The organism is Micrococcus sp. 093350064-1, assembly GCF_053627955.1.
Genome location: NZ_JBSEYU010000001.1, coordinates 363,050 through 384,373, shown reverse-complemented (window position 1 = coordinate 384,373; position 21,324 = coordinate 363,050). Strand labels below are relative to the sequence as shown.

Annotated in this window: 18 protein-coding genes and 2 tRNA genes; 3 read left to right on the top strand and 17 right to left on the bottom strand. The window is 72.9% G+C overall.

The window, feature by feature from the left end; translation table 11 throughout:
- Nucleotides 1-98 precede the first annotated feature (98 nt).
- Complete coding sequence (gene gabT, locus ACUW6W_RS01790; protein ID WP_136939773.1) at nt 99-1,421, top strand: 4-aminobutyrate--2-oxoglutarate transaminase; 1,323 nt, start codon at nt 99-101, stop codon at nt 1,419-1,421.
- An 81-nt stretch (nt 1,422-1,502) separates the two neighbouring features.
- Here gabT and ACUW6W_RS01785 read toward each other — a convergent pair whose 3' ends face one another.
- The 4 genes from ACUW6W_RS01785 to ACUW6W_RS01770 form a co-directional block, all read right to left on the bottom strand.
- The gene (locus ACUW6W_RS01785; protein WP_036340936.1) at nt 1,503-1,814 is read right to left on the bottom strand and encodes a hypothetical protein; all 312 of its coding nucleotides are present in this window, start codon (nt 1,812-1,814) and stop codon (nt 1,503-1,505) included.
- A 199-nt stretch (nt 1,815-2,013) separates the two neighbouring features.
- Complete coding sequence (locus ACUW6W_RS01780; protein WP_454179689.1) at nt 2,014-3,399, bottom strand: NAD-dependent succinate-semialdehyde dehydrogenase; 1,386 nt, start codon at nt 3,397-3,399, stop codon at nt 2,014-2,016.
- Complete coding sequence (locus tag ACUW6W_RS01775) at nt 3,396-5,057, bottom strand: APC family permease (RefSeq protein WP_354403029.1); 1,662 nt, start codon at nt 5,055-5,057, stop codon at nt 3,396-3,398. Before ACUW6W_RS01775 ends, ACUW6W_RS01780 begins: the two co-directional genes overlap by 4 nt.
- A 26-nt stretch (nt 5,058-5,083) precedes the next feature.
- A complete protein-coding gene (locus ACUW6W_RS01770; protein WP_434783818.1) occupies nt 5,084-6,616 on the bottom strand; it encodes an FAD-dependent oxidoreductase in 1,533 nt (510 codons plus the stop codon).
- A gap of 161 nt (nt 6,617-6,777) precedes the next feature.
- On the opposite strand from ACUW6W_RS01770, the gene ACUW6W_RS01765 reads away from it, so the two are divergent.
- Nucleotides 6,778-7,470 (top strand): TetR/AcrR family transcriptional regulator, encoded by a 693-nt coding sequence (locus tag ACUW6W_RS01765; RefSeq protein ID WP_036381598.1) that lies wholly within the window; start codon nt 6,778-6,780, stop codon nt 7,468-7,470.
- A 96-nt stretch (nt 7,471-7,566) separates the two neighbouring features.
- On the opposite strand, the gene ACUW6W_RS01760 is transcribed toward ACUW6W_RS01765, so the two are convergent.
- Nucleotides 7,567-8,646 carry a hypothetical protein gene (locus ACUW6W_RS01760; RefSeq protein ID WP_036381595.1) on the bottom strand — a complete coding sequence of 360 codons (1,080 nt, stop codon included), beginning with the start codon at nt 8,644-8,646 and terminating at the stop codon, nt 7,567-7,569.
- Between the two features lie 243 nt (nt 8,647-8,889).
- A tRNA-Ala gene (locus tag ACUW6W_RS01755) sits at nt 8,890-8,965 on the bottom strand.
- A 169-nt stretch (nt 8,966-9,134) separates the two neighbouring features.
- Between ACUW6W_RS01755 and ACUW6W_RS01750 the strand changes: the two genes are divergently transcribed.
- Complete coding sequence (locus ACUW6W_RS01750; protein ID WP_135101373.1) at nt 9,135-10,265, top strand: oxidoreductase; 1,131 nt, start codon at nt 9,135-9,137, stop codon at nt 10,263-10,265.
- An 86-nt stretch (nt 10,266-10,351) separates the two neighbouring features.
- Here the strand turns inward: ACUW6W_RS01750 and ACUW6W_RS01745 are convergent.
- From ACUW6W_RS01745 to ACUW6W_RS01695, 11 genes are all read right to left on the bottom strand, one after another.
- Nucleotides 10,352-10,427: transfer RNA gene (locus ACUW6W_RS01745), tRNA-Ala, on the bottom strand.
- A 121-nt stretch (nt 10,428-10,548) separates the two neighbouring features.
- Nucleotides 10,549-11,214: a histidine phosphatase family protein gene (locus ACUW6W_RS01740; RefSeq protein ID WP_041104888.1), complete on the bottom strand. Its 666-nt coding sequence runs from the start codon at nt 11,212-11,214 to the stop codon at nt 10,549-10,551.
- A gap of 12 nt (nt 11,215-11,226) precedes the next feature.
- Complete coding sequence (gene rsfS, locus ACUW6W_RS01735; protein ID WP_036316941.1) at nt 11,227-11,652, bottom strand: ribosome silencing factor; 426 nt, start codon at nt 11,650-11,652, stop codon at nt 11,227-11,229.
- The gene (gene nadD, locus ACUW6W_RS01730; protein ID WP_454179685.1) at nt 11,649-12,296 is read right to left on the bottom strand and encodes a nicotinate-nucleotide adenylyltransferase; all 648 of its coding nucleotides are present in this window, start codon (nt 12,294-12,296) and stop codon (nt 11,649-11,651) included. The genes rsfS and nadD overlap by 4 nt, the downstream gene beginning before the upstream one ends.
- Nucleotides 12,297-12,370: 74 nt before the next feature.
- Nucleotides 12,371-12,595, bottom strand: coding sequence for a hypothetical protein (locus tag ACUW6W_RS01725; RefSeq protein ID WP_036316935.1), 225 nt, complete (start codon nt 12,593-12,595; stop codon nt 12,371-12,373).
- Between the two features lie 79 nt (nt 12,596-12,674).
- On the bottom strand, nt 12,675-14,024 hold the full coding sequence (locus ACUW6W_RS01720) for a glutamate-5-semialdehyde dehydrogenase (protein WP_036316932.1): 1,350 nt from the start codon (nt 14,022-14,024) through the stop codon (nt 12,675-12,677).
- A gap of 73 nt (nt 14,025-14,097) precedes the next feature.
- Complete coding sequence (gene proB, locus ACUW6W_RS01715; RefSeq protein ID WP_036316929.1) at nt 14,098-15,303, bottom strand: glutamate 5-kinase; 1,206 nt, start codon at nt 15,301-15,303, stop codon at nt 14,098-14,100.
- 3 nt (nt 15,304-15,306) lie between these two features.
- Nucleotides 15,307-16,854: a GTPase ObgE gene (obgE, locus tag ACUW6W_RS01710; RefSeq protein WP_060973657.1), complete on the bottom strand. Its 1,548-nt coding sequence runs from the start codon at nt 16,852-16,854 to the stop codon at nt 15,307-15,309.
- A 169-nt stretch (nt 16,855-17,023) separates the two neighbouring features.
- Nucleotides 17,024-17,281 (bottom strand): 50S ribosomal protein L27, encoded by a 258-nt coding sequence (gene rpmA / locus ACUW6W_RS01705; RefSeq protein ID WP_002853915.1) that lies wholly within the window; start codon nt 17,279-17,281, stop codon nt 17,024-17,026.
- Nucleotides 17,282-17,332: 51 nt separating this feature from the next.
- Complete coding sequence (gene rplU, locus ACUW6W_RS01700; protein ID WP_002853919.1) at nt 17,333-17,638, bottom strand: 50S ribosomal protein L21; 306 nt, start codon at nt 17,636-17,638, stop codon at nt 17,333-17,335.
- A gap of 232 nt (nt 17,639-17,870) precedes the next feature.
- Nucleotides 17,871-21,047 carry an Rne/Rng family ribonuclease gene (locus ACUW6W_RS01695; RefSeq protein WP_230956201.1) on the bottom strand — a complete coding sequence of 1,059 codons (3,177 nt, stop codon included), beginning with the start codon at nt 21,045-21,047 and terminating at the stop codon, nt 17,871-17,873.
- Nucleotides 21,048-21,324: the final 277 nt, after the last annotated feature.

Here is a 21,324-nt window from a genome sequence, read left to right as displayed (position 1 = left end):
CCTCGACGCCCCACCATGGGAGGACGCGGCCCGACGCGTCGTCGTCGTGCCCACCCGTCGTCCCCGCTCCCCGTGAGCCGTCCCCAGGAGGCATCCCCATGACCGCCACCCCCGACCTCGAGCAGACCCGCCACCTGGCCACCGAGCTGCCCGGCCCACGCTCCCGTGAGCTCGCCGAGCGCCAGAAGCGCGCCGTCCCAGCCGGCGTGGCCACCACGATGCCGGTGTACGCGGCCCGCGCCGCGGGCGGCATCCTCGAGGACGTGGACGGCAACCGCCTGATCGATCTGGCCTCCGGCATCGCCGTCACCTCCGTGGGCGCCTCCCACCCGCGCGTCGTGGCCGCCGTCCAGGAGCAGGTCGCGCAGTTCACCCACACCTCGTTCATGATCACCCCCTACGAGGGCTACGTGGCCGTGGCCGAGCAGCTGGACCGCACCAGCCCGATCCCCGGCGAGACCCGCACCGCCCTGTTCAACTCCGGCGCCGAGGCCGTGGAGAACGCCGTCAAGGTGGCCCGCGCCTACACCGGCAGGCAGGCCGTGGCCGCGTTCGACCACGCCTATCACGGCCGCACCACCCTGACGATGGCGCTGACCGCCAAGTCCATGCCCTACAAGCACAGCTTCGGACCGTTCGCCCCCGAGATCTACCGCGTGCCCGGCTCCTACCCGCTGCGGGACGGCCTGTCCGGCGCCGAGGCCGCGCAGCGCGCCATCTCCGCGCTGGAGAAGCAGATCGGTGCCGACAACCTGGCCGCCGTGATCATGGAGCCGATCCAGGGCGAGGGCGGCTTCATCGTCCCGGCCGAGGGCTTCCTGCCGGCCGTGGTCGAGTGGTGCAAGGCCAACGACGTCCTGTTCATCGCGGACGAGGTCCAGTCCGGCATCGCCCGCACCGGCGCCTGGTTCGCCTCCGAGACCGAGGGCATCGAGCCGGACCTGATGGCGACCGCCAAGGGCATCGCCGGCGGCATGCCGCTCTCCGGCGTCACCGGCCGCGCCGAGGTGATGGACTCCGTGCACCCGGGCGGCCTCGGGGGCACCTACGGCGGCAACCCCGTCGCCACGGCGGCGGCGCTCGCCGTGTTCGAGGCCGTCGAGGAGGACGGTCTCCTGGAGAAGGCCCGCCGGATCGAGCAGGTCATCCGCGAGCACTTCGCGCAGAACGCCGACGACCGCATCGCCGAGGTCCGCGGCCGCGGCGCGATGATGGCGATCGAGTTCGTGGACCCCGCCACCGGCGAGCCGGACGCGACGCTGACCGCCACCGTGGCCGCGGCCGTGCGCGCCGCCGGCGTCATCCTGCTCACCTGCGGCACCTACGGCAACGTCGTACGCTTCCTGCCGCCGCTGACCATCGGTGAAGACCTCCTCAAGGAGGGCCTGAGCGAGGTCACGAACGCGCTGCAGTCCGCCTGAGCCCCCGCCACCGGCGGACCGACGACGACGGCCCCGCATCCCTGCCCGGGATGCGGGGCCGTCCGCCTGTCGGCGGAGGACTCAGATGTCGTCCTCGTACGCGGGGCCGCCTTCGTTCTCCATGGCCTCGATGCGCCGGGACTTCTCGGCGGTGAAGATCCGGCGGACCCCCGTGCCGCCGAACTCGTCCTCCGGGACCAGCCCGACGCCGTACTTCAGCAGGGCCTTCTCCAGACGCAGACGCTCGTCCACCCGCAGGTCGGCCAGCCCCTTCTCGAAGCGGCGCAGCTGCTCCTTCTCGAGACCGGCCGCGGTGGCCAGGGTGCGGACACTGACCTGGGCGAGAGCGCGGCCGGCGCGCGCCACGTCGAAGGTAATCGGGGTGGGGTACATCAGACATTCTCGATTCTGCAGTTCTCGACGGGGATCCGGTCCATGATGGCCACGCCCCGGATGAAGGGACAAGGGCGCGCCAGCCTAGAACCCGCTGTGTGACAGGCGCGTCGCTGACCCATCGCTCCCGCCACGCCGGCGGGACGCGGACGGGCCCGCCTCCGGTCACCGGAGGCGGGCCCGTCGTCGTCGTGGGGTGTCAGTCCTGGACGAAGTACATCTGCTTGTTGACGAACTCGTCCATGCCGAGCGGGCCGAGCTCGCGGCCGAAGCCGGAGCGCTTGACGCCGCCGAACGGGATCTCCGCCCCCTCGCCCGCCGGCGTGTTGACGTTGGCCATGCCGACCTCGAGCTGCCGGGCGATCCGCTCGGCCTGGGCCTCGTCCTGGGAGAACACGGCGCCGCCCAGGCCGTACTGGGAGTCGTTGGCGAGGGCGAGCGCCTCGTCCGCGGACTCCACCTTGTAGACGACGGCGACGGGGCCGAAGAGCTCCTCACGGTAGGCGTCCATCTCGGAGGTGACGCCCGTGATCACGGCCGGGGCGAAGCGGGCGCCCGCCTCGTCCGTGACGGTCCCGCCGACGTGGACGGTCGCCCCCTGCTGACGGGCCCGCTCCACCTGCTCGGCCAGGCCCTCGGCGGCACCGCGCGAGGACAGCGGGGTGAAGACCGTCGGGTCCTCGTCGGTGGCCTCCCCGGGCTTCATGGCCTCGGCCAGGGACACCAGCTCGGCCACGAAGGCGTCATGGATGTCCGCCGAGACGATCATGCGCTTGTTGGAGTTGCAGGCCTGGCCCATGTTGTACATGCGGGTCGCCCACGCGGTGCGGGCAGCCTCGGCCGGGTCCTCGGCGTCGAGCACGATGTACGGGTCCGACCCGCCGAGCTCGAGGACGGCCTTCTTGAGGTGCTGGCCCGCGAGCGCGCCGATCACGGAGCCGGCCCGCTCGGAGCCGGTCAGGGAGACGCCGGCCACGCGCGGGTCGGCGATGAACTCGGCGATCTGGTCGTGCGTGGCGAAGACGTTGGTGTACACGCCGGCCGGCACGCCGGCGTCGTCCATGATCTGCTGCACGGCCAGGGCCGAGCGCGGGCAGATCTCGGCGTGCTTGAGGACGATCGCGTTGCCGAGCATGAGGTTCGGCGCAGCGAAACGGGCGATCTGGTAGTACGGGAAGTTCCACGGCATGACGCCCAGCAGCACACCCAGGGGGAGGTGGCGGATCATGGCGCGGCCGCCCTCGAAGGTCTCGATGGGGCGGTCCGCAGCGAGGGTGGGGCCCTTCTCTGCGAAGTAGCCGAAGATGGCCGAGCTGAACTCCGCCTCCTCGACGCCCTCGGTCACGCGCTTGCCCATCTCGGTGGCGATGATCTGCGCGAGCTCGTCCTTGCGTTCCTCGAAGAGGTCCGCGACCTTCTGCACGATGGTGGCGCGCTCCTCGATGGGGCGGGCGGCCCACGCGCGCTGGGCGGTCTCGGCGGCGGCCAGCACCTGGTCGACCTCACCGTCTGCGAGGGCGGGGAACGTCTCCACAACCTGGTCGGTGCTGGGGTCCTGCACGCGATAGCCGGTGGGGGTGCTCATGAGTGGGTCCTCTCGTTGGGGTCCCGGACCACGGCAGTGCCGTCGTCGTCCGGACGGATGATCGGGATGGGTCGGGTCGAGTCCGTCTGCGGCAGGGTTTCGCCTCGGAAGTAGGCCGGGTGGCGCAACCGCGTCCACATCATCAGTACCACGCCGATGGCCAGCACGCCCATGCCCAGGATGAACACGGTGCCGACACCGAACACGGAGGAGCCGGAGCCGTAGTCGGGGTCGGTGGAGTCCAGCGCGGTCACGCAGAACATCACCAGCAGCACGAGGCCGCCGATCAGCGGGAACAGGAAGGTGGTGAGGGCGTTGCCCACCGAGGTGAACCACTCGCGGCGGAAGTACCAGACGCAGGCCAGGGCGGTGATGCCGTAGTAGAAGCAGATCATCAGGCCCAGAGCGGTGATGGTGTCCCACAGGGCGTTCTCGGAGAGCAGCCGCGTGACGACGTAGAAGAGGCCGGCGAAGCCCGCACACACCCAAGTCGCGAAGGCAGGGCTGTTGAACCGGGGGCTCAGCTCGGCGAAGCGCGCGGGCACGGCCCGGTAGAAGCCCATCGCCAGCAGGGTGCGGGCCGGGGAGATCATGGTGGACTGCAGGGAGGCCAGGGAGCTGACGAGGATCGCGCTGGACATGATCACGGCGAAGGGGCCCAGGATCGGGCCGGCGAGGACCGCGAAGATCGACTCCTGGTTGTCCGGGTTGCCCGCGGCCAGGCCCTCGGAGCCGATGCCCGCCCAGGAGATCACGGCCAGGGCGGACAGGATGTAGACGGCGATGATGACGAACACGGTGACGGCGGCGGCCCGGCCGGGCGTGCGCTCGGGGTCCTTGGTCTCCTCGTTCATCGTGAGGGTCACGTCCCAGCCCCAGAACAGGAAGATGGACAGGGAGACGCCGGCCGCGACCACACTGAAGTCGCCTGCAGTGAACGGGTTGAACCAGTCCAGCTGCACCGGAGTGGGGTCGAAGCCCGCACCACGGGAGGACTGCGTCAGGGCGGCGACGGCGAACGCGCCGAGGGCCAGGATCTGGAAGACCACCAGGATGTACTGCAGGTGCTTGGTGGTCTCCATGCCGCGGTGCGAGATCCATCCGGCCAGGGCCAGGTACACCAGGGTCAGGGGGATGTTGACCCACAGGTTGCCGGCCAGGTCCGCGATGGCCTGGCTCCCGGTGATCTGGGCGAGCAGCAGGAACGTGAAGTCGACGGCGACGGCCGCCAGGTTGGACAGCACGATCACGGAGGCGGCGATGAGCCCCCAGCCGCCCATCCACCCGACATACGGCCCGAAGGCGTGCGTGGCCCAGGTGAAGGACGTGCCGGAGTCCGGCACCCGCGTGTTCAGCGCCCGGTAGCCGAGGGCCACCAGGAGCATCGGGATGAAGCCGAGCAGCAGGATCGCGGGCACGTGGGTGCCGACGGTGCTGATGGTCGGCCCGAGGCCCGAGGTCAACGTGTAGGCGGGGGCGACGACGGAGACGCCGATCACCACGGCCCCGAGCAGGCCGACCTTGCCTGCCTGGAGCCCCTTGTTGCTCACCCCGCCCGGGTTGAGCAGGTTGACCTGCTCGATGGCGGAGGTGGTCGGGTATACGTGCTCGTGTCCCTCATCGTCGACGACGCGGCGTCGTGGGGTGGATGCGCTCATGAGGATGTCCCTGTCCGTCGGGCCGGTCAGCCGGTGGGCTGCCCCGCGTCGGTGGCTTCCCGCTCGGAGATGGCCAGGGCGGCGGCCTCGCCCATGCGGATCGCGCCGTCCACGTGCTGGTAGCCCTCGGCGGCGATGTCCGAGCACGCGTAGTGGATGGGGCCGGTCGGGCGGTTCTGGAGGTGGCCCCAGCGGGAGAGCCCCCCGAGGTCGTAGCTGGTGGCGTAGGCACCTCGGGTCCACTCCTCGGCGGCCATGTCCGAGAGGAAGAACGCGATCGGCTCGAGAGTCCGGGGGCCGAGGTACTCGGCCATGGCGCCGAGGATCGCGGCCTTGCGCTCCTCCTCCGGCAGGGCCCACATCTGCTCCGCATACACGTCGGACACGAAGCCGACGAGGGTGCCGTGCGGGTCCTCCTCGCCCGGGGCGCCGCCGGCCGGGTTCTCGCCGCGATTGGTGTTGTCATAGATCTCCTGGACGAGACGGCCGCCGCCGAAGCACGTGCCGGACAGGCCCTCCTCGCGCCAGAACGGGGTCTCGTACACGGCGTGCACCTTGATGACCAGGCCCATGGAGATGTGCTGGTGCGCGATCTGCTGCTCGCGCGGCATCGGCGGCTCGAAGGAGATGCGGCTGTAGAGGTTCGGCGGGACGGCCAGGACCGCGTAGCGGGCGTGCACCTCGTAGTCGTCAGTGAGCGCCACGACGTCGCCGGCGGCGCCGTCGTGCGCCACGCCGTTGCGCACGTCTGCGGCCACACCGTTCTTCTCGTCCGCGGTGGACGGGTCCGGCTCGGCCCAGCGCAGGGTGCGCACCGGCTGGCCGAGGACGACGTCGTCGCCCAGCTCGGCGGCCATGGCCAGGGACACGGACTGCATGCCGCCCTCGACGCGCTTGTCCAGGATGAAGTCCTCGTCCACCAGGTTGCGGAACGACCCCGCCGAGGCGGACATGAGCAGCGCCTGGAGCAGGGAGAAGGTGTGGGAGGGCTTGGTCAGCATGCCGGAGGCGATGTAGATGGAGACGTTGTCGATGGCCTCCGGGTCGTCGGACTGCTGCTCCAGCCAGTGCCGGAAGGAGATCTTGTCCAGCTCGGCGGCCCGCGGGTGCTCCCACGGGGCGGCGGCGTCGATCTCGGCGGTCAGTTCGTCGATCTTGGCGATCAGGCGATCCATCTCCCGGTCCGTCTTCTCGGCCACCGGGAAGTCGAGGCCGTCGTAGACGTGGCGTTCTCCGCGCGGGTCCACGTAGACGTTGCGACCGTCGCGGAAGCGGGAGAACGTCGGCAGGCCGAGCTCCTCCACCAGGGAGATGAGGCGGGTCTGGTCCGGGGAGATCCACTGGCCGCCGATCTCGATGAAGTGGTCCTTGCCGTCGGCGCCCTCGACCAGGCCGTTCCAGGTGCGGCCGCCGACGCGCCGGCGAGCCTCCAGGACGGTGACGGACAGGCCCTGGGCCTTCGCGGTGCGGGCGGCCATGAGGCCGGCCGGGCCGGCGCCGATCACGACGACGTCGCTCGTCCGGCGCTCGCGGCCGGCGGTGGCGGGGGCGGTGGTCATGGGGTGCTCCTCTGGCGGGGACGGGGCATCGGGCGGGGCCCGGGTGAATGCCGTTCATTTAGAGTGTCGGCGCTCACTGTACGGGCCGCGCGCCGGGAAGGGAAGGCTGGTCCGTAGCCGGCCTGACACCTCCTGCCCGTCCGACGGGTCAGAATGGCCGGATGGACGAGACCACTGAACCGCCCCGGGCGCGCCGACGCCGCGGACGACCTCTCTCCCCCGCTCTGAGCCGCGAAGCGATCGCGGACGCGGCGCTCGCGGTCGCCCGCACCGAGGGATACGAAGGGCTCACCATGGCGGCGGTCGGCCGTCGCCTGGGCGTGGCGCCGAGCGCGCTCTACAACCACATCAGCGGCAAGCATGAGCTGCTCGTCCTGCTGCAGGACGCCGTGATGGGCGAGGTCTCGCTCGTCGAGCTGGAGGCCGCGATCCGGGGCGAGGTGCCCGTCGTCGCCGCCCTGCGGGCGTGGGCGCGCTCCTACCGCGACGTCTTCGCGGCCCATCCGCCGCTGATCCCGCTCATCGCGACCCTGCCGATCGAGGGAGCCCCGTCGACGCAGCGGGTCTACGAGACGGTGTGCGCGGTGCTGGCCCGGACCGGTCTGGCGCCGGAGCAGGTGCTGGCCCGGGTGATCGCGCTCGAGTCGTTCATCTACGGGTCTGCGTACGACGTCGACGCTCCGGCCGACATCTTCGAGGTGGCGGGGGCGCAGGAGCGCCTGCCCGCGCTTGGCGCGGCCGCCGAGGCCTTCCGGGCGGGCGGGGGCACGCGCGCGACGGGGGCGCGGAACCCCTATGCGGACGCACCCTTCGAGGAGGGACTGGACCTGCTGCTGGCGGGCCTCGGCGACTGACCCGCGGACTGCCGGCCGCGTGTCAGGCCGGCACGGACGCGCCGCCCCTGTGTGTGAGAGGGGCGGCGCGTCGACGGGGCCGTGTGCGGCGGGCCGTCAGCGGGTCAGGCCGAGACGACGGCGGGCCGCGACCAGCACCCCCGCGGCGGCGGCGCCGAGGCCGGCCAGCCACCAGCCGGTGGACTGCCCCGTCTCGACGGTGTCCGGGGTCGTGTGCTGCTCGTCGGCGTCGTCCTCGACCGGAGCGGGCTGTTCCTCCTCATCCTCCGGAGCCGGGGCGGCCTCGTCGCCCCGGAACGCGGCGAGCGCCGCTGCGGTGTCCGGGTCGGTCAGGTCGAGCGGCTTCCCGTTGAGGACGCCGTCCTCGGCATCGAGGAAGCCGTCGTACGCGGCGGAGATCTCCTCGCCGACATGCACGGTGACGGTCTGGACGTGGGCGACGTGGTCGCTGTGGAAGTCGACGGTGAAGGTGTCCGTACCGACGAAGCCCTCGTCGGGGATGTACCAGGCACGGAGCTCGGAGTGCTCCGAGTCACGGAACGCGAAGACCTCACCGTGGGCCGGCTCGGCCACGACCGCCGCGTAGGCGTCCTCCATCGTCGGCGCGGCGACCAGGTGGACGATCTCAGCGCCCGCCACCCCGGGAGCCAACTGCATGGCCGAGTCCCAGACCAGGGGCCGGTCCCCGAGGTCGGCCGTCTGCGGGCCGTCGACGGCGTGCACGGCCGCCCCCTGATCGTCGGCGAGGTCGGCGTCCGCCTGGAGCGTGATGCCCATGTTCAGCATCTGCCCGTCCACCTCCACGTCGTACCGCACGAGGCCTTCACCGGCCGCGCCGAGCGCGCGGCGGGTCTCCAGGACGTCCACCGCGCCGCCGTCGATGACGTCCAGGGCGGTGAACTCCACCTCCTGGCCGCCCTCCAGGCGGGTGCCGTCCTCGGCCACCGGGGTGAGCGTGAGCGTGAGGTCCTCCGGGTCGTAGCCGTCGTAGGTCTGGAAGAAGGCGGCGGTGACGTTCTCGTGGTCGACGGCCTGGAAGTAGCCGGCCTGGGGGCCATGGGCGTCGTCCCAGGCCGCGGCGGGGCCGGCGAGGGCGACGGTGGTGATGAGGCCGGCGGCGGCGACGGCGGCGGGCAGGTGACGGAGGGAGGGACGACGGGTACGGATGACGGACATGGCAGCTCCTCACTGAGTCGGCCGGACAGGGCCGGCGGCCCCCGCCCCTGCAGCACCGGTGGTCCGGGCTCGATGGGCGGGGTCGCCTCGAGTCTGTCCGCCGAGAGCCTGCCGTGAAAGGGCTGTGCGACGTCGATGCGTGATCGACGCTGGACCGCAACCCGGTCGTGACCGGCGGGTCTCGACGGCGAGCTGGCCGTTACGACGACGAAGGCCCGGTCCGTATGGACCGGGCCTTCTGCCTGGTGGAGGTAAGGGGATTCGAACCCCTGACCTTCTGCATGCCATGCAGACGCGCTACCAACTGCGCCATACCCCCAGGTGGGTGATGCCCCCGTTTCCGGCGGACCGGCCGGAGCACCTGAATAGAATACCCGGCCCGCGGCAACCGCGCAAACCGGCCGAGCGGCGTCGATGGACCGCCGCGGCCCCACGGCCTAGCGTGCAGGGGACGCCCCCATGCCCGCCGCCAGACCAGGAGGTCCTGCATGCCCCCCACCGACGCACCGATCCGCACCGCCCTGATCGGCTACGGGTTCGCCGGGAAGACGTTCCACGTCCCCCTGCTCCACGCCACGGAGGGACTCGCTCTCACCCATGTCGTCTCGAGCCGCCCGGACGCGGTGCACGCGGACCTGCCGGACGTCGTCGTGGTGCCTGACGTGGACAAGCTCCTGGCTCGCCACGACGTGGACCTCGTGGTGATCGCCGCCCCGAACGACCAACACGCGCCGCTCGCGCGCACGGCCCTGAGGGCGGGTAGGCACGTGGTGGTGGACAAGCCCTTCACGCTGAGTCTCGCCGAGGCGCGGGAGCTTCGCGACCTCGCGGTCGAGACCGGGCGGGTGCTGCGGGTGTTCCAGAACCGCCGCTTCGACAGCGACTTCCTGGGCATCGCCGAGCTGGTCCGCTCCGGCCGGCTCGGGGACGTCGTCCACCTCGAGTCCCGGATCGACCGCTTCCGCCCGACCGTCCGGGACCGCTGGCGGGAAGCCGCGGTGCCCGGGGGCGGCATCTGGTTCGACCTCGGACCGCACCTGGTCGACCAGGCGCTCCTGCTCTTCGGTGTCCCCGAACGCGTAGACGCCGACCTCGCGGCCCTGCGTCCGGGCGCCCCGGTCGAGGACTGGGCGCACTGCGTGCTGCAGTACCCGGGCCGGCGCGTGGTCCTGCAGGCGTCGATGCTCGTGGCCGGCGGCAGCCCGCGCTTCGCGGTCCACGGCACGCGTGGCTCCGCGGTGAAGGAACTGCCGGATCGGCAGGAGGTTCAGCTGCGCGCTGGTCTGCTCCCCGGCGCCGAGGGCTGGGGCGTCGATCCGGACCCGATCCTCCTGCACGACGGGGAGGGGAACACCGAGCGCGTCCCCGCGCCGATCGGAGCCCAGCAGCGGTCCTACGCGGGCGTGCGCGACGCGATCCTGGGCCGCGCGAGCAGCGACGCCGCCACCCCCGACCAGGCCGTCGCCGTGATGGCGGTGCTCGAGGCCGCCGTCGCCTCGGCGCGGGAGGGCCGTGCGGTGGAACCCGCACTCACGGCGGCGGAGCGCGCAGCGTACCCCGGCGTGTCCCCCGCACCGACCGCGGCGGAGCGACATCACCGCAGTGCAGAACCGCGGTGATGTCGCGGGGCGGCGGTCGCCTCCCGGCCCCGCACGGGAGTCCGACGACGACGAAGGCCCGGTCCGTACGGACCGGGCCTCCTGACTGGTGGAGGTAAGGGGATTCGAACCCCTGACCTTCTGCATGCCATGCAGACGCGCTACCAACTGCGCCATACCCCCAGATGTGGGCGTCACCCGCGATGTCCACGCGCCGTTTCCGGCCCGTTCGCCTCGCTGGCAACTCGACCAGCGTACACGGTCCCCGCGCGGGCGCCAAATCGGCGTCCTGGCCGGGGCGCCCTCAGATGTTGTAGCCCTCGAGGGTCCAGTCGCCCCAGCCCTCGGCCCCGGTGTTGGCAGTGAACGCGCCCTGCAGTACGGCGGCGCGGGCGTTGCCGATCCGTTCCATCGCCGCGAAGGCCTCGCCCTCGTGACGCAGGAGCAGCCCCGTGGCCGCGCGGATCAGCGCACCGTGGGCCACGGCGAGCAGGGTCTGGGCACCACCGTCGCGCGGGGTGTCCGCCCAGTGCGGGGGAACGTGTCCGCGCAGCGCACGCAGGGCCCGCTCGCCGCCCCCGCGCAGGGTCTCCCCGCCCACGGGGCCGGCGTCGAGCGCCGGCTCGGCCCGCCAAAGGCGGTGCTCGTCCGGCCAGCGTTCCGCGATGGCACTGAGCTCCAGGCCCTCCCACTCTCCCCCGGCCAGCTCCATCAGCTCCGGGTCGACGGCCACGGACGCCGCGCCCACCCGGGCCTCGAGGACGATCTCGGCCGTGCGGCGCGCCCGGGCCAGCGGGGAGCACACGGCCACGAGCTCCTCCGCGTCCTCGACCAGGTCACCCACGGGCCCGCCGGCGGCGCGGCGGGCCTGGCGCTCCCCCTCGGCGTTCAGCTCGATGTCCGTGTGCCCCTGGTAGCGGTCCAGGACGTTCCAGTCGGTCTCGCCGTGACGCAGCAGGATCAGGCGCATCTCCCGGCCCGCTCAGGAGGCGTGCGAGGCGGAGGCGCCGTCGTCCTGGGTGGCCGCGTCCGGTCGGGTGCTCTCCTCCGGCAGGCCGAGGTCGATCGCCGGGGTGTCCTTCCACAGGCGGTCCAGCGCGTAGAACTCGCGGTCCTCGCGATGCTGGACGTGCACCACGAAGTGTCCGTAGTCGAGCAGCACCCAGTGGCCGTCGGACCGGCCCTCGCGACGCAACGGCTTGAGCTGCTCGTCCTTCAACAGCGCCTCCTCGACGCCGTCGACGATCGCGTTGACCTGACGCTCCGAGGCGCCGGAGGCGATCAGGAAGGCGTCGGTCAGGCCGAGCCGCTCGGCGACGTCGAACGCGACGATGTGCGTGCCGAGCTTGTCCGCGGCGGCGGCCGCGGCGGTGGTGAGGGCGTCCAGGGTGGTCTGGGGAACGGTCACGAGGTCTCCTCTTCCGAGACGTAGAGGTGGTGCTTGGCGATGTATTGGACGACGCCGTCCGGGACGAGATACCAGACGGGCCGGCCCCGGCGGACGCGCTCCCGGCAGTCCGTGGAGGAGATCGCCATGGCGGGGATCTCCATCAGGGAGACGTCGGCGCCCAGGCCCATGTCCGAGAGGTCGTGGCCGGGACGGGTGACACCGACGAAGTGCGCCAGGTCCCAGAGTTCGTGCACGTCCTTCCACGTGAGGATCTGGCCCATCGCGTCCGCGCCGGTGATGAAGAACAGCTCGGCGTCCGGGTGCAGGCGGCGCAGGTCCCGCAGCGTGTCCACGGTGTAGGTCACGCCGGGGCGGTCGATGTCCACGCGGGAGACGGTGAACCGGGGGTTGGAGGCGGTGGCCACCACGGTCATGAGGTAGCGGTCCTCGGCCGGGGAGACCTGCCGGTCCGACTTCTGCCACGGCTGACCCGTGGGGACGAAGACGACCTCGTCCAGCTCGAACTCGGCGGCCACCTCGGAGGCGGCCACGAGGTGCCCGTGGTGGATCGGGTCGAAGGTGCCGCCCATGATGCCGAGGCGACGACGGTGCGCGCCCCCGGCGGTGGGCGCGGGGACGGGTGTGCGGGAGGCGACGGTCATGCGCTCAGGAGACGAACGGACGGCCCGCCGCGTCGCCCCCGGCGGAGGCGGCGACGCGGCGGGCCGGTGAGACGTCAGTGACCGGAGGTGTGCGAGCCGCGGCCGGTGCCGTGGTGCTGGACCGCGGTGGTGGGCTCGGGCAGGCGCAGCGCGCGGGAGCGCATGGACATGGTGGCGGCCAGGGCGGCCATCAGCAGCGCGAAGACGAGCAGGCCGTACCAGATGGGGTCCATCGGCAGCTCGTTGACGACGTGGTGGCCCTCCTCGGCGGCGGCCAGGATCAGGGAGGTGTTCAGCATGGATGCTCCTCGGTGCAGCGGGTCAGACGGCCGGGCCGGGGCCGGGCCGAAGGGGTCCTGGTGTCCATCGTAGCCCGGCTCAGCGGCGGATCTGCCCGTCGCCGCGCAGGATCCACTTGGTGGTCGTGAGCTCCTCCAGGCCCATGGGCCCGCGGGCGTGCATCTTCTGGGTGGAGATGCCCACTTCGGCGCCGAGGCCGAGCTCGCCGCCGTCGGTGAAGCGCGTGGACGCGTTCACGATGACGGCCGCGGCGTCCACCTCGGTGATGAACCGCTCGGCCGCGGCCAGGTCGTTCGTGACGATGGCCTCGGTGTGGCCCGTGGACCACCGGCCGATGTGCTCGATCGCCTGGTCGAGGGAGTCCACGACGCGCACGGCCATCTCCATGTCCAGGTACTCGGTGCCCCAGTCCTCCTCGGTGGCGTCCACGGCGTCCCGGGCGTGGTCGCCGCGGTCGGCGAGCGTGGGCAGCCAGGCCCGCGCGGCCTCGTCCACGTGCAGCAGCACGCCGGCACGGGTGAGGGCGCGCAGCACTTCTCGGCCCACCTCCTCCGCGTCCCGGTGGAGCAGCAGGGTCTCGGCCGCATTGCACACGGAGGTGCGGTGGGTCTTCGAGTTGAGCACGATGTCCACCGCCATCTGCTTGGGTGCGGAGGCGTCCACGTACAGGTGCACGTTGCCCTCACCCGTCTCGATCACGGGCACCCGGGCCTCACGGACCACGCGCTGGATCAGCTCACGGCCGCCGCGCGGGACGAGGACGTCCACCGCGCCACGGGCGGCCATCAGGGCGGCGACGCCAGGACGTCCGAGGTCGTCGATGCCCTGGATGATGTTGGGGTCGAAGCCCTGGTCCACGAGCGCCTCCCGCAGCACCTGGATCAGGACCGCATTGGTGGACTCCGCGGCCGAGCCGCCGCGCAGGATCACGCCGTTGCCCGACTTCAGGGCGATGCCGGCGATGTCCACCGTGACGTTCGGACGGGCCTCGTACACGGCGCCCACGACGCCCAGGGGCACCCGCACCTGGCTCATCCGCACGCCGTTGGGCAGCGGGCCGCCGCGGACCACGGTGCCCACGGGGTCCGGCAGGCCGGCCAGGGTCTCCAGGGCGAGGGCCAGCGCCTCGACGCGCGCCTCGTCCAGCTTGAGGCGGTCCAGCATGGCCGCCGAGGTGCCGGCCTCGCGGCCGCGGCTGCGGTCCTCGCGGTTGGCCGTGATGATCGCGGCCGCGTTGGCGCGCAGGGCCTCGGCCATGTGGCGCAGGACGGCGTCCTTGCGGACGCGGCCGGCGGTGGCCAGCTCGGGCACGGCCTGACGCGCCCACTCGGCCCGTTGGCGGACGGCCTCCTCGACCTCGGGCGTCGGCGCCTCGGCGTCCTGGCGGCCGGACTGATCCTGGGGTGCGGTGCTCTCGGTGGTCTGCATGCCCCCAGCCTATCGAGCGCCCCGGACGAGGCACGAGGCCCCGGTCCGTCGCCGCGGCCGGAGCCCGTGCCGGTCAGCGCTGCGGCGGAGCCAGGCGCACCCAGTCGTCGGCGTGCACGACGACGCCGTCGTAGCCCGCGCCCAGGTCCTCGCGGAGGTCGGCGGTCGTCCGCCCGAGCATGGCGGGCAGCTGCGACGAGGAGTACTGCACGAGGCCGCGCGCCCGCACCCGGCCGTGCGCGTCCACGATCTCGACGACGTCGCCCGGCGTGAAGTCGCCCGTGCAGCCGGTGATGCCCGCGGCCAGCAGGGAGCGGCCGCGGTCGATCGCCCCGGCCACCGCGCCGTCGTCGATGACGAGCCGGCCCCGGACCTCCGCCGTGAGGCCGAGCCACGCCGCGCGCGCGGACCGGCGGCGGCCGGTGGCGGAGAACCACGTGCCCACGTCCTCCCCCGCGAACGCGGCGCCCGCGTTCGCGGCCGAGGTGAGCAGGGTCGGGATGCCGGTGGTGGCCGCGATGCCGGCCGCGTCCACCTTGGTCACCATGCCGCCCGTGCCCACGCCCGCGGAACCGGGCACGCGCACGTCGACGCCGGCCAGATCGTCGTCCGAGGTGACCTCCGGGATGCGCCGTGCGTCCGGGTTCGAGGGGTGGCCCGTGTAGAGGGCGTCCACGTCCGAGAGCAGGACCAGCAGGTCCGCCTTGCAGAGGTTGGCGGTGAGGGCCGCGAGGCGGTCGTTGTCGCCGAAGCGGATCTCGCGCGTGGCCACGGCGTCGTTCTCGTTCACGATCGGCATCACGTCGAGCGTGAGCAGCCGCGACAGGGCGCGGTGCGCGTTCGTGTACTGGGTGCGCCGCATGAGCTCCTCGGCGGTGAGGAGCACCTGCGCCACCTCCGTGTCGTGCCGGCCGAAGCTCGTGGTGTAGTGCGCCATGAGCTTGCTCTGGCCGACCGCCGCCGAGGCCTGCTGGGTGGCGGTGTCCTTGGGGCGTCGGCCCAGCCCGAGGTGGGGGAAGCCGGCCGCGACGGCACCGGAGGACACGAGCACCACCTGGGTGCCCTTCTGCCGCTCGGCGGCGAGGACGTCCACGAGCCGGTCGATGGCCTCCACGTCCAGGCCGTCCGGGGTGGTCAACGAGGACGAGCCGATCTTCACGACCACTCGGCGTGCGGCCTGCATCGTCTCCCGCGAGGTCACGGGGTTGGCCCGCGGGTCCTCAGAGCCGCGCGTGGCGGGGGTCGGATAGCGGGTGACGACGGTGCGCCGCACGGACATGGATCATCCCTCTCGATCGTCGGTGTCGGTCCACAGGCCGGAGCGTCGCTCGGCCTCCATCTCGGCCCGGGTCGCCGCACGGGCGGCCCGGCGGGCATCCTGCTCGGCGCGCTTCTCCGCGCGGGTCGCGCGGGTGCGCTCGTCGAGCCGCAGGTCGGTGCCACGGGGCCCGGCGAGCAGCTCGGCTCCCGCGGACAGCGTGGGCTCCCAGTCGAAGACCACGCCCGTGACGTCGTCGCCGATCACGACGGCGTCGCCCGGCCTCGCACCGGCCTTGAACAGGCCGTCCTCGACGCCGGCCCGCTGGAGCCGGTCCGCAAGGTAGCCGATCGCCTCGTCGTTCTGGAAGTCCGTCTGGGCGACCCACCGCTCGGGCTTCTCGCCGCGCACGCGGAACAGCGGCTCGAGGTTGCGTTCCTCGCGGCGGATCGTGAATTCGGCCCGCTCGCCACGGCGGCGATGCCGGCGCGGCACCTCGACGGGCGCGGCCGGCGCGGGCTCGACCACCCGGGAACGGGCCTCCGCCACGAGCTCGGCCATGGCGTACTTGAGGGCGTCCAGGCCCTCGCGGGCCAGCGCGGAGATGTCGAAGACCCGCAGGCCACGGCCCTCGAGCTCGTCGCGGACCATGTCCGCCATCGCGGCGCCGTCGGGCAGGTCGGTCTTGTTCAGGGCGATGAGGCGGGGCCGCTCGTTCAGCGGTACGACGCCCTCCCCGCCCTGGGAGAAGACGGGCTCCACCGCGTAGGCCTCGAGCTCGGCCTCGATGGCCTCGAAGTCGGCGATCGGGTCGCGGTCGGACTCGAGGCTGCCGCAGTCGAGGACGTGCACGAGCGCGGCGCAGCGCTCGACGTGGCGCAGGAACTCCAGGCCGAGGCCGCGGCCCTCCGAGGCACCGGGGATCAGGCCCGGGACGTCGGCCACGGTGAAGCGCACGTCGCCGGCCTGCACGACCCCGAGGTTGGGCACGAGCGTGGTGAACGGGTAGTCCGCGATCTTGGGACGGGCCGCAGACAGGGCAGCGATGAGGGAGGACTTGCCGGCCGAGGGGAAGCCCACGAGCGCGACGTCCGCCACGGTCTTGATCTCGAGCGTCAGGTCCCGGCTCTCCCCCGGCAGGCCGAGCAGCGCGAAGCCGGGCGCCTTGCGCTTCACGGAGGCCAGAGCCGCGTTGCCGAGGCCGCCCTGACCGCCGGCGGCGGCGACGTAGGTCGCGCCCTCCCCCACGAGATCGGCCACGATGTTGCCCTGCTCATCCTTGACCACCGTGCCGTCCGGCACGGGCAGCACGAGCGACTGGCCTTTCTTGCCCTCGCGGTGGTCGCCCATGCCCGGCTGGCCGTTCTCAGCGGACCGGTGCGGGGCGTGGTGGTAGTCCAGCAGCGTGGTGGTCTGCGAGTCCACCACGAGGGTGATGTCGCCGCCGTCGCCCCCGTCGCCGCCGTCGGGGCCACCCAGGGGCTTGAACTTCTCGCGATGCACGGAGACGCACCCGTGCCCGCCGTTGCCGGCGGTGAGGTGGAGGACCACGCGGTCCACGAAGGCTGCCATGGGAGTGCTCCTAGGGGCTGGAGGGATCGGACTCAGACGGCCCAGGGGCCGGAGACGCCGACGGCGGGGGCGGGTCCGGTGGATGCCGGGCCCGCCCCCGCCGGGGCGTCAGGGGGTGCGGGTGTCCTCGCCGGGCGAGGGTCCGCACGCAGACCGCACGAGTGTCAGATCACTCCGCGGCGGGGACGATGTCCACGACCTTGCGGCCGCGGCGCTGGCCGAAGGCCACGGAGCCCGCGGACAGCGCGAAGAGGGTGTCGTCCTTGCCGCGGCCGACGTTGCGGCCCGGGTGGAACTTGGTGCCACGCTGGCGGACGATGATCTCGCCGGCGTTGACGTCCTCGCCGCCGTAGCGCTTGACGCCGAGGTACTGCGGGTTCGAGTCGCGGCCGTTCTTCGAGGAACTGCCGGCCTTCTTATGTGCCATTGCTGTTGCCTAACCTCTCGGATGCTCGGTTTCGCCGGTGCCGGTGACGGCTCAGGCGATCCCGGTGATCTTGACCGTGGACAGCTCAGAGCGGTGGCCCTGGCGCTTCTTGTAGCCGGTCTTGTTCTTGTACTTCATGATGACGACCTTCTTGCCACGGGAGTGGGAGACGACCTCGGCGGTCACCTTCACACCGGCGGCATCGGCGCCAGCCTTGACCTCGTCCCCGTCCACCAGCATCAGAGCGGGCAGCTCGACGGAGCCACCGGTCTCAGCGGGAACGCGGTCAAGGGTAACGAGGTCTCCGACGGAAACCTTCTCCTGGCGGCCGCCAGCGCGGACAATCGCGTACACCACTTGGGACTCACTTCTCTCGACGTTTCAATGGATCAGATCGGGTTCTGCTCGCCCGCACCTCGACCGCGGCTGCGTCCGGGTCCGGCGGTCCCTCACCGGGACATGCGGGAGCGTGCGGGCGGTGAACACCGATGGTCCAGCATACTCGCTGCCGGGCATCCGGACCAAACAGAGGCGTGTCGGCGCGTCGCCGCCGCCCGGGGCAGGCCCGGGGCGGCGGCACCGACGACGGTCAGCGGCCGCGACGGGCCAGGTCGGCGGCCTTCACGCCGACGCCGAGCATCACCGGGGCGGCACCCTGCGGCTCGGCGGGGGTGGACGCCTCGGCCACGGCCGCCGTGAAGCGGCCGCCCTGGGCGCCGCTGGGCGCGGCCTGGACCTGGACGTGGACGCCGTCGGACGACACGGCACGACGCGAGCGCCGGCGCGGCGATCCGGGCGCCGGGGCCGCCTGGGCCTCGGTCGGGGCGTCCGCGGCGGACGCCTGGTCCGCGTCCGCCGTGGGCTCCGCCGTCGGCTCGGTCGCCGCAGGCTCCACCATCACGGCCTCCTCGACGGCGGCCGGGGCGGCGGGCTGCTCGTGGACCTCGGTGGCGTCCGTGGACTCCTCGGGCGAGGGCTCGGTGGCCTCCACCGGAGCCGCGTCCGTGCGGTCGGCCGTCCGCTCGGCGGACGCGTCCGCACCGGCGGCCGGACGGACGACGCCGTCGCTCGAGGCCCGGCGGGACCGGCGGCGCCGGGGCGCCAGGGCATCCTCGGCGGGCACGGGCGCCGAGGCATCCTCGACCGGCTCCGATGCGTCCTCCGCGGGCGCGGCCGCCGAGGACTCGGCGTCCGCGGCGTCGTGCCGCGACGGCGTCGCGCGCTCCGCGCCCTGGTCCTCGGCGTCGGTCTCGGTCGAGGCCGCCTCGCCGTCCCGCCGGGACCGCCCACGGCCACCCCGACGACGCCGGGACCGGCGGGGACGGTCGTCCTGCGCGTCCGCGTCCTCCGGGGACTCGGCCTCCTCGGCCTGCGCGACCGGGTCCTGGTGCTCGGGGGCCTCGGCGGCGGCCGGCTCGGCCTCCTCCTCCGTCTGACGGGGCTGATCGGCGGACTCGGCGGGGCCGTCGTCGTGTGACCGCGCGGCATCCTCAGAGCCCGCGACCTCGGCGCCGGTGTCCCCCGACTCCTCGGTGCGGCCCCGGCCGCGGCGGCGGCCCCGACGGCGCCGGCGACGCGGCGTCTCCTCCTCGTCCGCCCCGGCCGGCTGCCCGGCCTTCGCGGGCCCGGCCGACGCAGCCTCGACGGCCTCGGCCACTGAGTCCTCGGCGGCGTCCGCCGCCTGCTCGGCGGGGGCGGGCTCCTGCGCGGGGGTCTCGTCCTCGGCCACCTTGCCGGAGGCCTTCGCGATCGAGTGCAGGGCGACCCGGGCGGCCTCGGCCCGCTCACGGCGCTGCCGCTCGTCCTCGGAGTCGACGTGCTCGGCGCCCGTCGTCGTGGCCGCGGCGGCGTGGGCGTGCTCGCCCTCGCCGTTGCCCCGGCGCCGGCGACGACGGCGGCCCTCCGCTTCGCCGCGCTGCTCACCGCCGGAGCGGCCCCGCTCGACGGGGGTGTCCTTGATGATGATGCCGCGGCCGGCGCAGTGCTCGCAGGTCTCCGAGAACACCTCCACGAGCCCGGTGCCCATGCGCTTGCGCGTCATCTGGACCAGGCCGAGCGAGGTCACCTCGGCGACCTGGTGCTTCGTGCGGTCCCGGCCCAGGCACTCCACGAGACGGCGCAGCACGAGGTCGCGGTTGGCCTCGAGCACCATGTCGATGAAGTCGATGACGATGATGCCGCCGATGTCCCGCAGGCGCAGCTGCCGGACGATCTCCTCGGCGGCCTCGAGGTTGTTCTTGGTGACGGTCTCCTCGAGGTTGCCGCCGGAGCCCGTGAACTTGCCGGTGTTCACGTCCACCACGGTCATGGCCTCGGTGCGGTCGATCACGAGCGAGCCGCCGGAGGGCAGGTACACCTTGCGCTCGAGCGCCTTGTGGAGCTGCTCGTCCACGCGGTGGGTGGCGTACAGGTCCTCGCCGTCGTGGTCCTCCGGCACCCAGTGGTGCAACCGGTCCAGCAGGTGCGGGGCCACGTAGGTCACGTAGGCCTCGATGTTGTCCCACGTGGCCTCGCCCTGCACGAGCATGGCGGAGAAGTCCTCGTTGAAGACGTCGCGGACCGTCTTGATGGTCAGGTCCGGCTCGGCGTAGAGCAGCTCGGGGGCGAGCACCTTGGTGCCGGACGCCTTCTCCTGGATGCCCTCCCACTGGGCGCGCAGACGGTTGATGTCGTTCTGCAGCTCCTGCTCGGAGGTGCCCTCGGCCGCGGTGCGCACGATCACGCCGGCGTCCTGCGGCAGGTGGTCCTTGAGGATCTTCTTCAGACGCGAGCGCTCCACGTCCGGCAGCTTGCGGGAGATGCCGGTCATCGAGCCTCCCGGCACGTACACGAGGTAGCGGCCGGGCAGGGAGACCTGGCTGGTCAGACGGGCGCCCTTGTGGCCCACCGGGTCCTTGGTGACCTGGACGAGCACGGTGTCGCCGGACTTGAGCGCGTTCTCGATCTTCCTCGGCTTGCCGTCCAGCTGGGCGGCGTCCCAGTTGACCTCGCCCGCGTAGAGCACGGCGTTGCGTCCGCGGCCGATGTCCACGAACGCGGCCTCCATGGACGGCAGCACGTTCTGGACCTTGCCCAGGTACACGTTGCCGATCATCGAGTCCTGCGTGGTGTGCGAGACGAAGTGCTCGGCCAGCACGCCGTCCTCGAGCACGGCGATCTGGATGCGCTGGTCGCGCTGGCGCACCAGCATCTTGCGGTCCACGGCCTCGCGGCGGGCCAGGAACTCGGCCTCGGTGATCACGGTGCGGCGACGCCCGCCCGAGCGGGAGTCGCGGCGGCGCTGGCGCTTCGCCTCGAGCCGGGTGGAGCCCTTGACGCTCTGGACGGTGTCCGAGGCGGTGCTCACGGCCTGGCGCGGCGCGCGCACGCGGGTGACGGTGTGCTCGGGATCGCCGGCCTCGCCGCCGTCGAGCTCCATGTCCACCTCGCCGCGGCGGCGTCGGCGGCGCCGGCGGGAGACCACGGCGCCCTCGGCCCGGTCCTCGGACTCTCCGGCGTCCTCGTCCTCGGAGCGCTGCCGGGACGTGGTCTCGGTGCGCAGGACCTCGATCAGGTTCGCCGGCACGGCGAACGGGTCGGTCGGGTCGACCTGCAGCGTCGGCGCGCTCGGCTCCTCGGGCGCGTCCGCGGCGTCGTCGGACGCGGGGGTCCGCTCCGGCTGAACCGCCCCGGCGGCGGTGTCCGCCGCGGTCTGCGTCACGGCCTGCTCGGCCGTCTCCTCCACGCGTTCGTCTGCGCGGGTCGTGTCCTCGTTGTTGGCCGCCATGGCAGCACCTCCCGCCGACCGACGACGCCACACTCGCCGCCGCCCGGCGTGTCCGCGTCCGCCGCCGGCCGCGTTGCCCCGGGCGCCGTGCGCCACGGGTGCGCCGGGAGGCGGACTCCGAGAAGTCATCGGGTGGACCGCGTCGACCGTCAGGGCCCGGCGCGGAACCGCTGCGCCCTCGAGATCGGGGCCTGGGCGTCACGTGCCGTCCGCCGGCCGGCGCACGGACGCGCACGGGCGAAGCCCGGCGTCCACCTCCCGCACGATGCTCGACGCG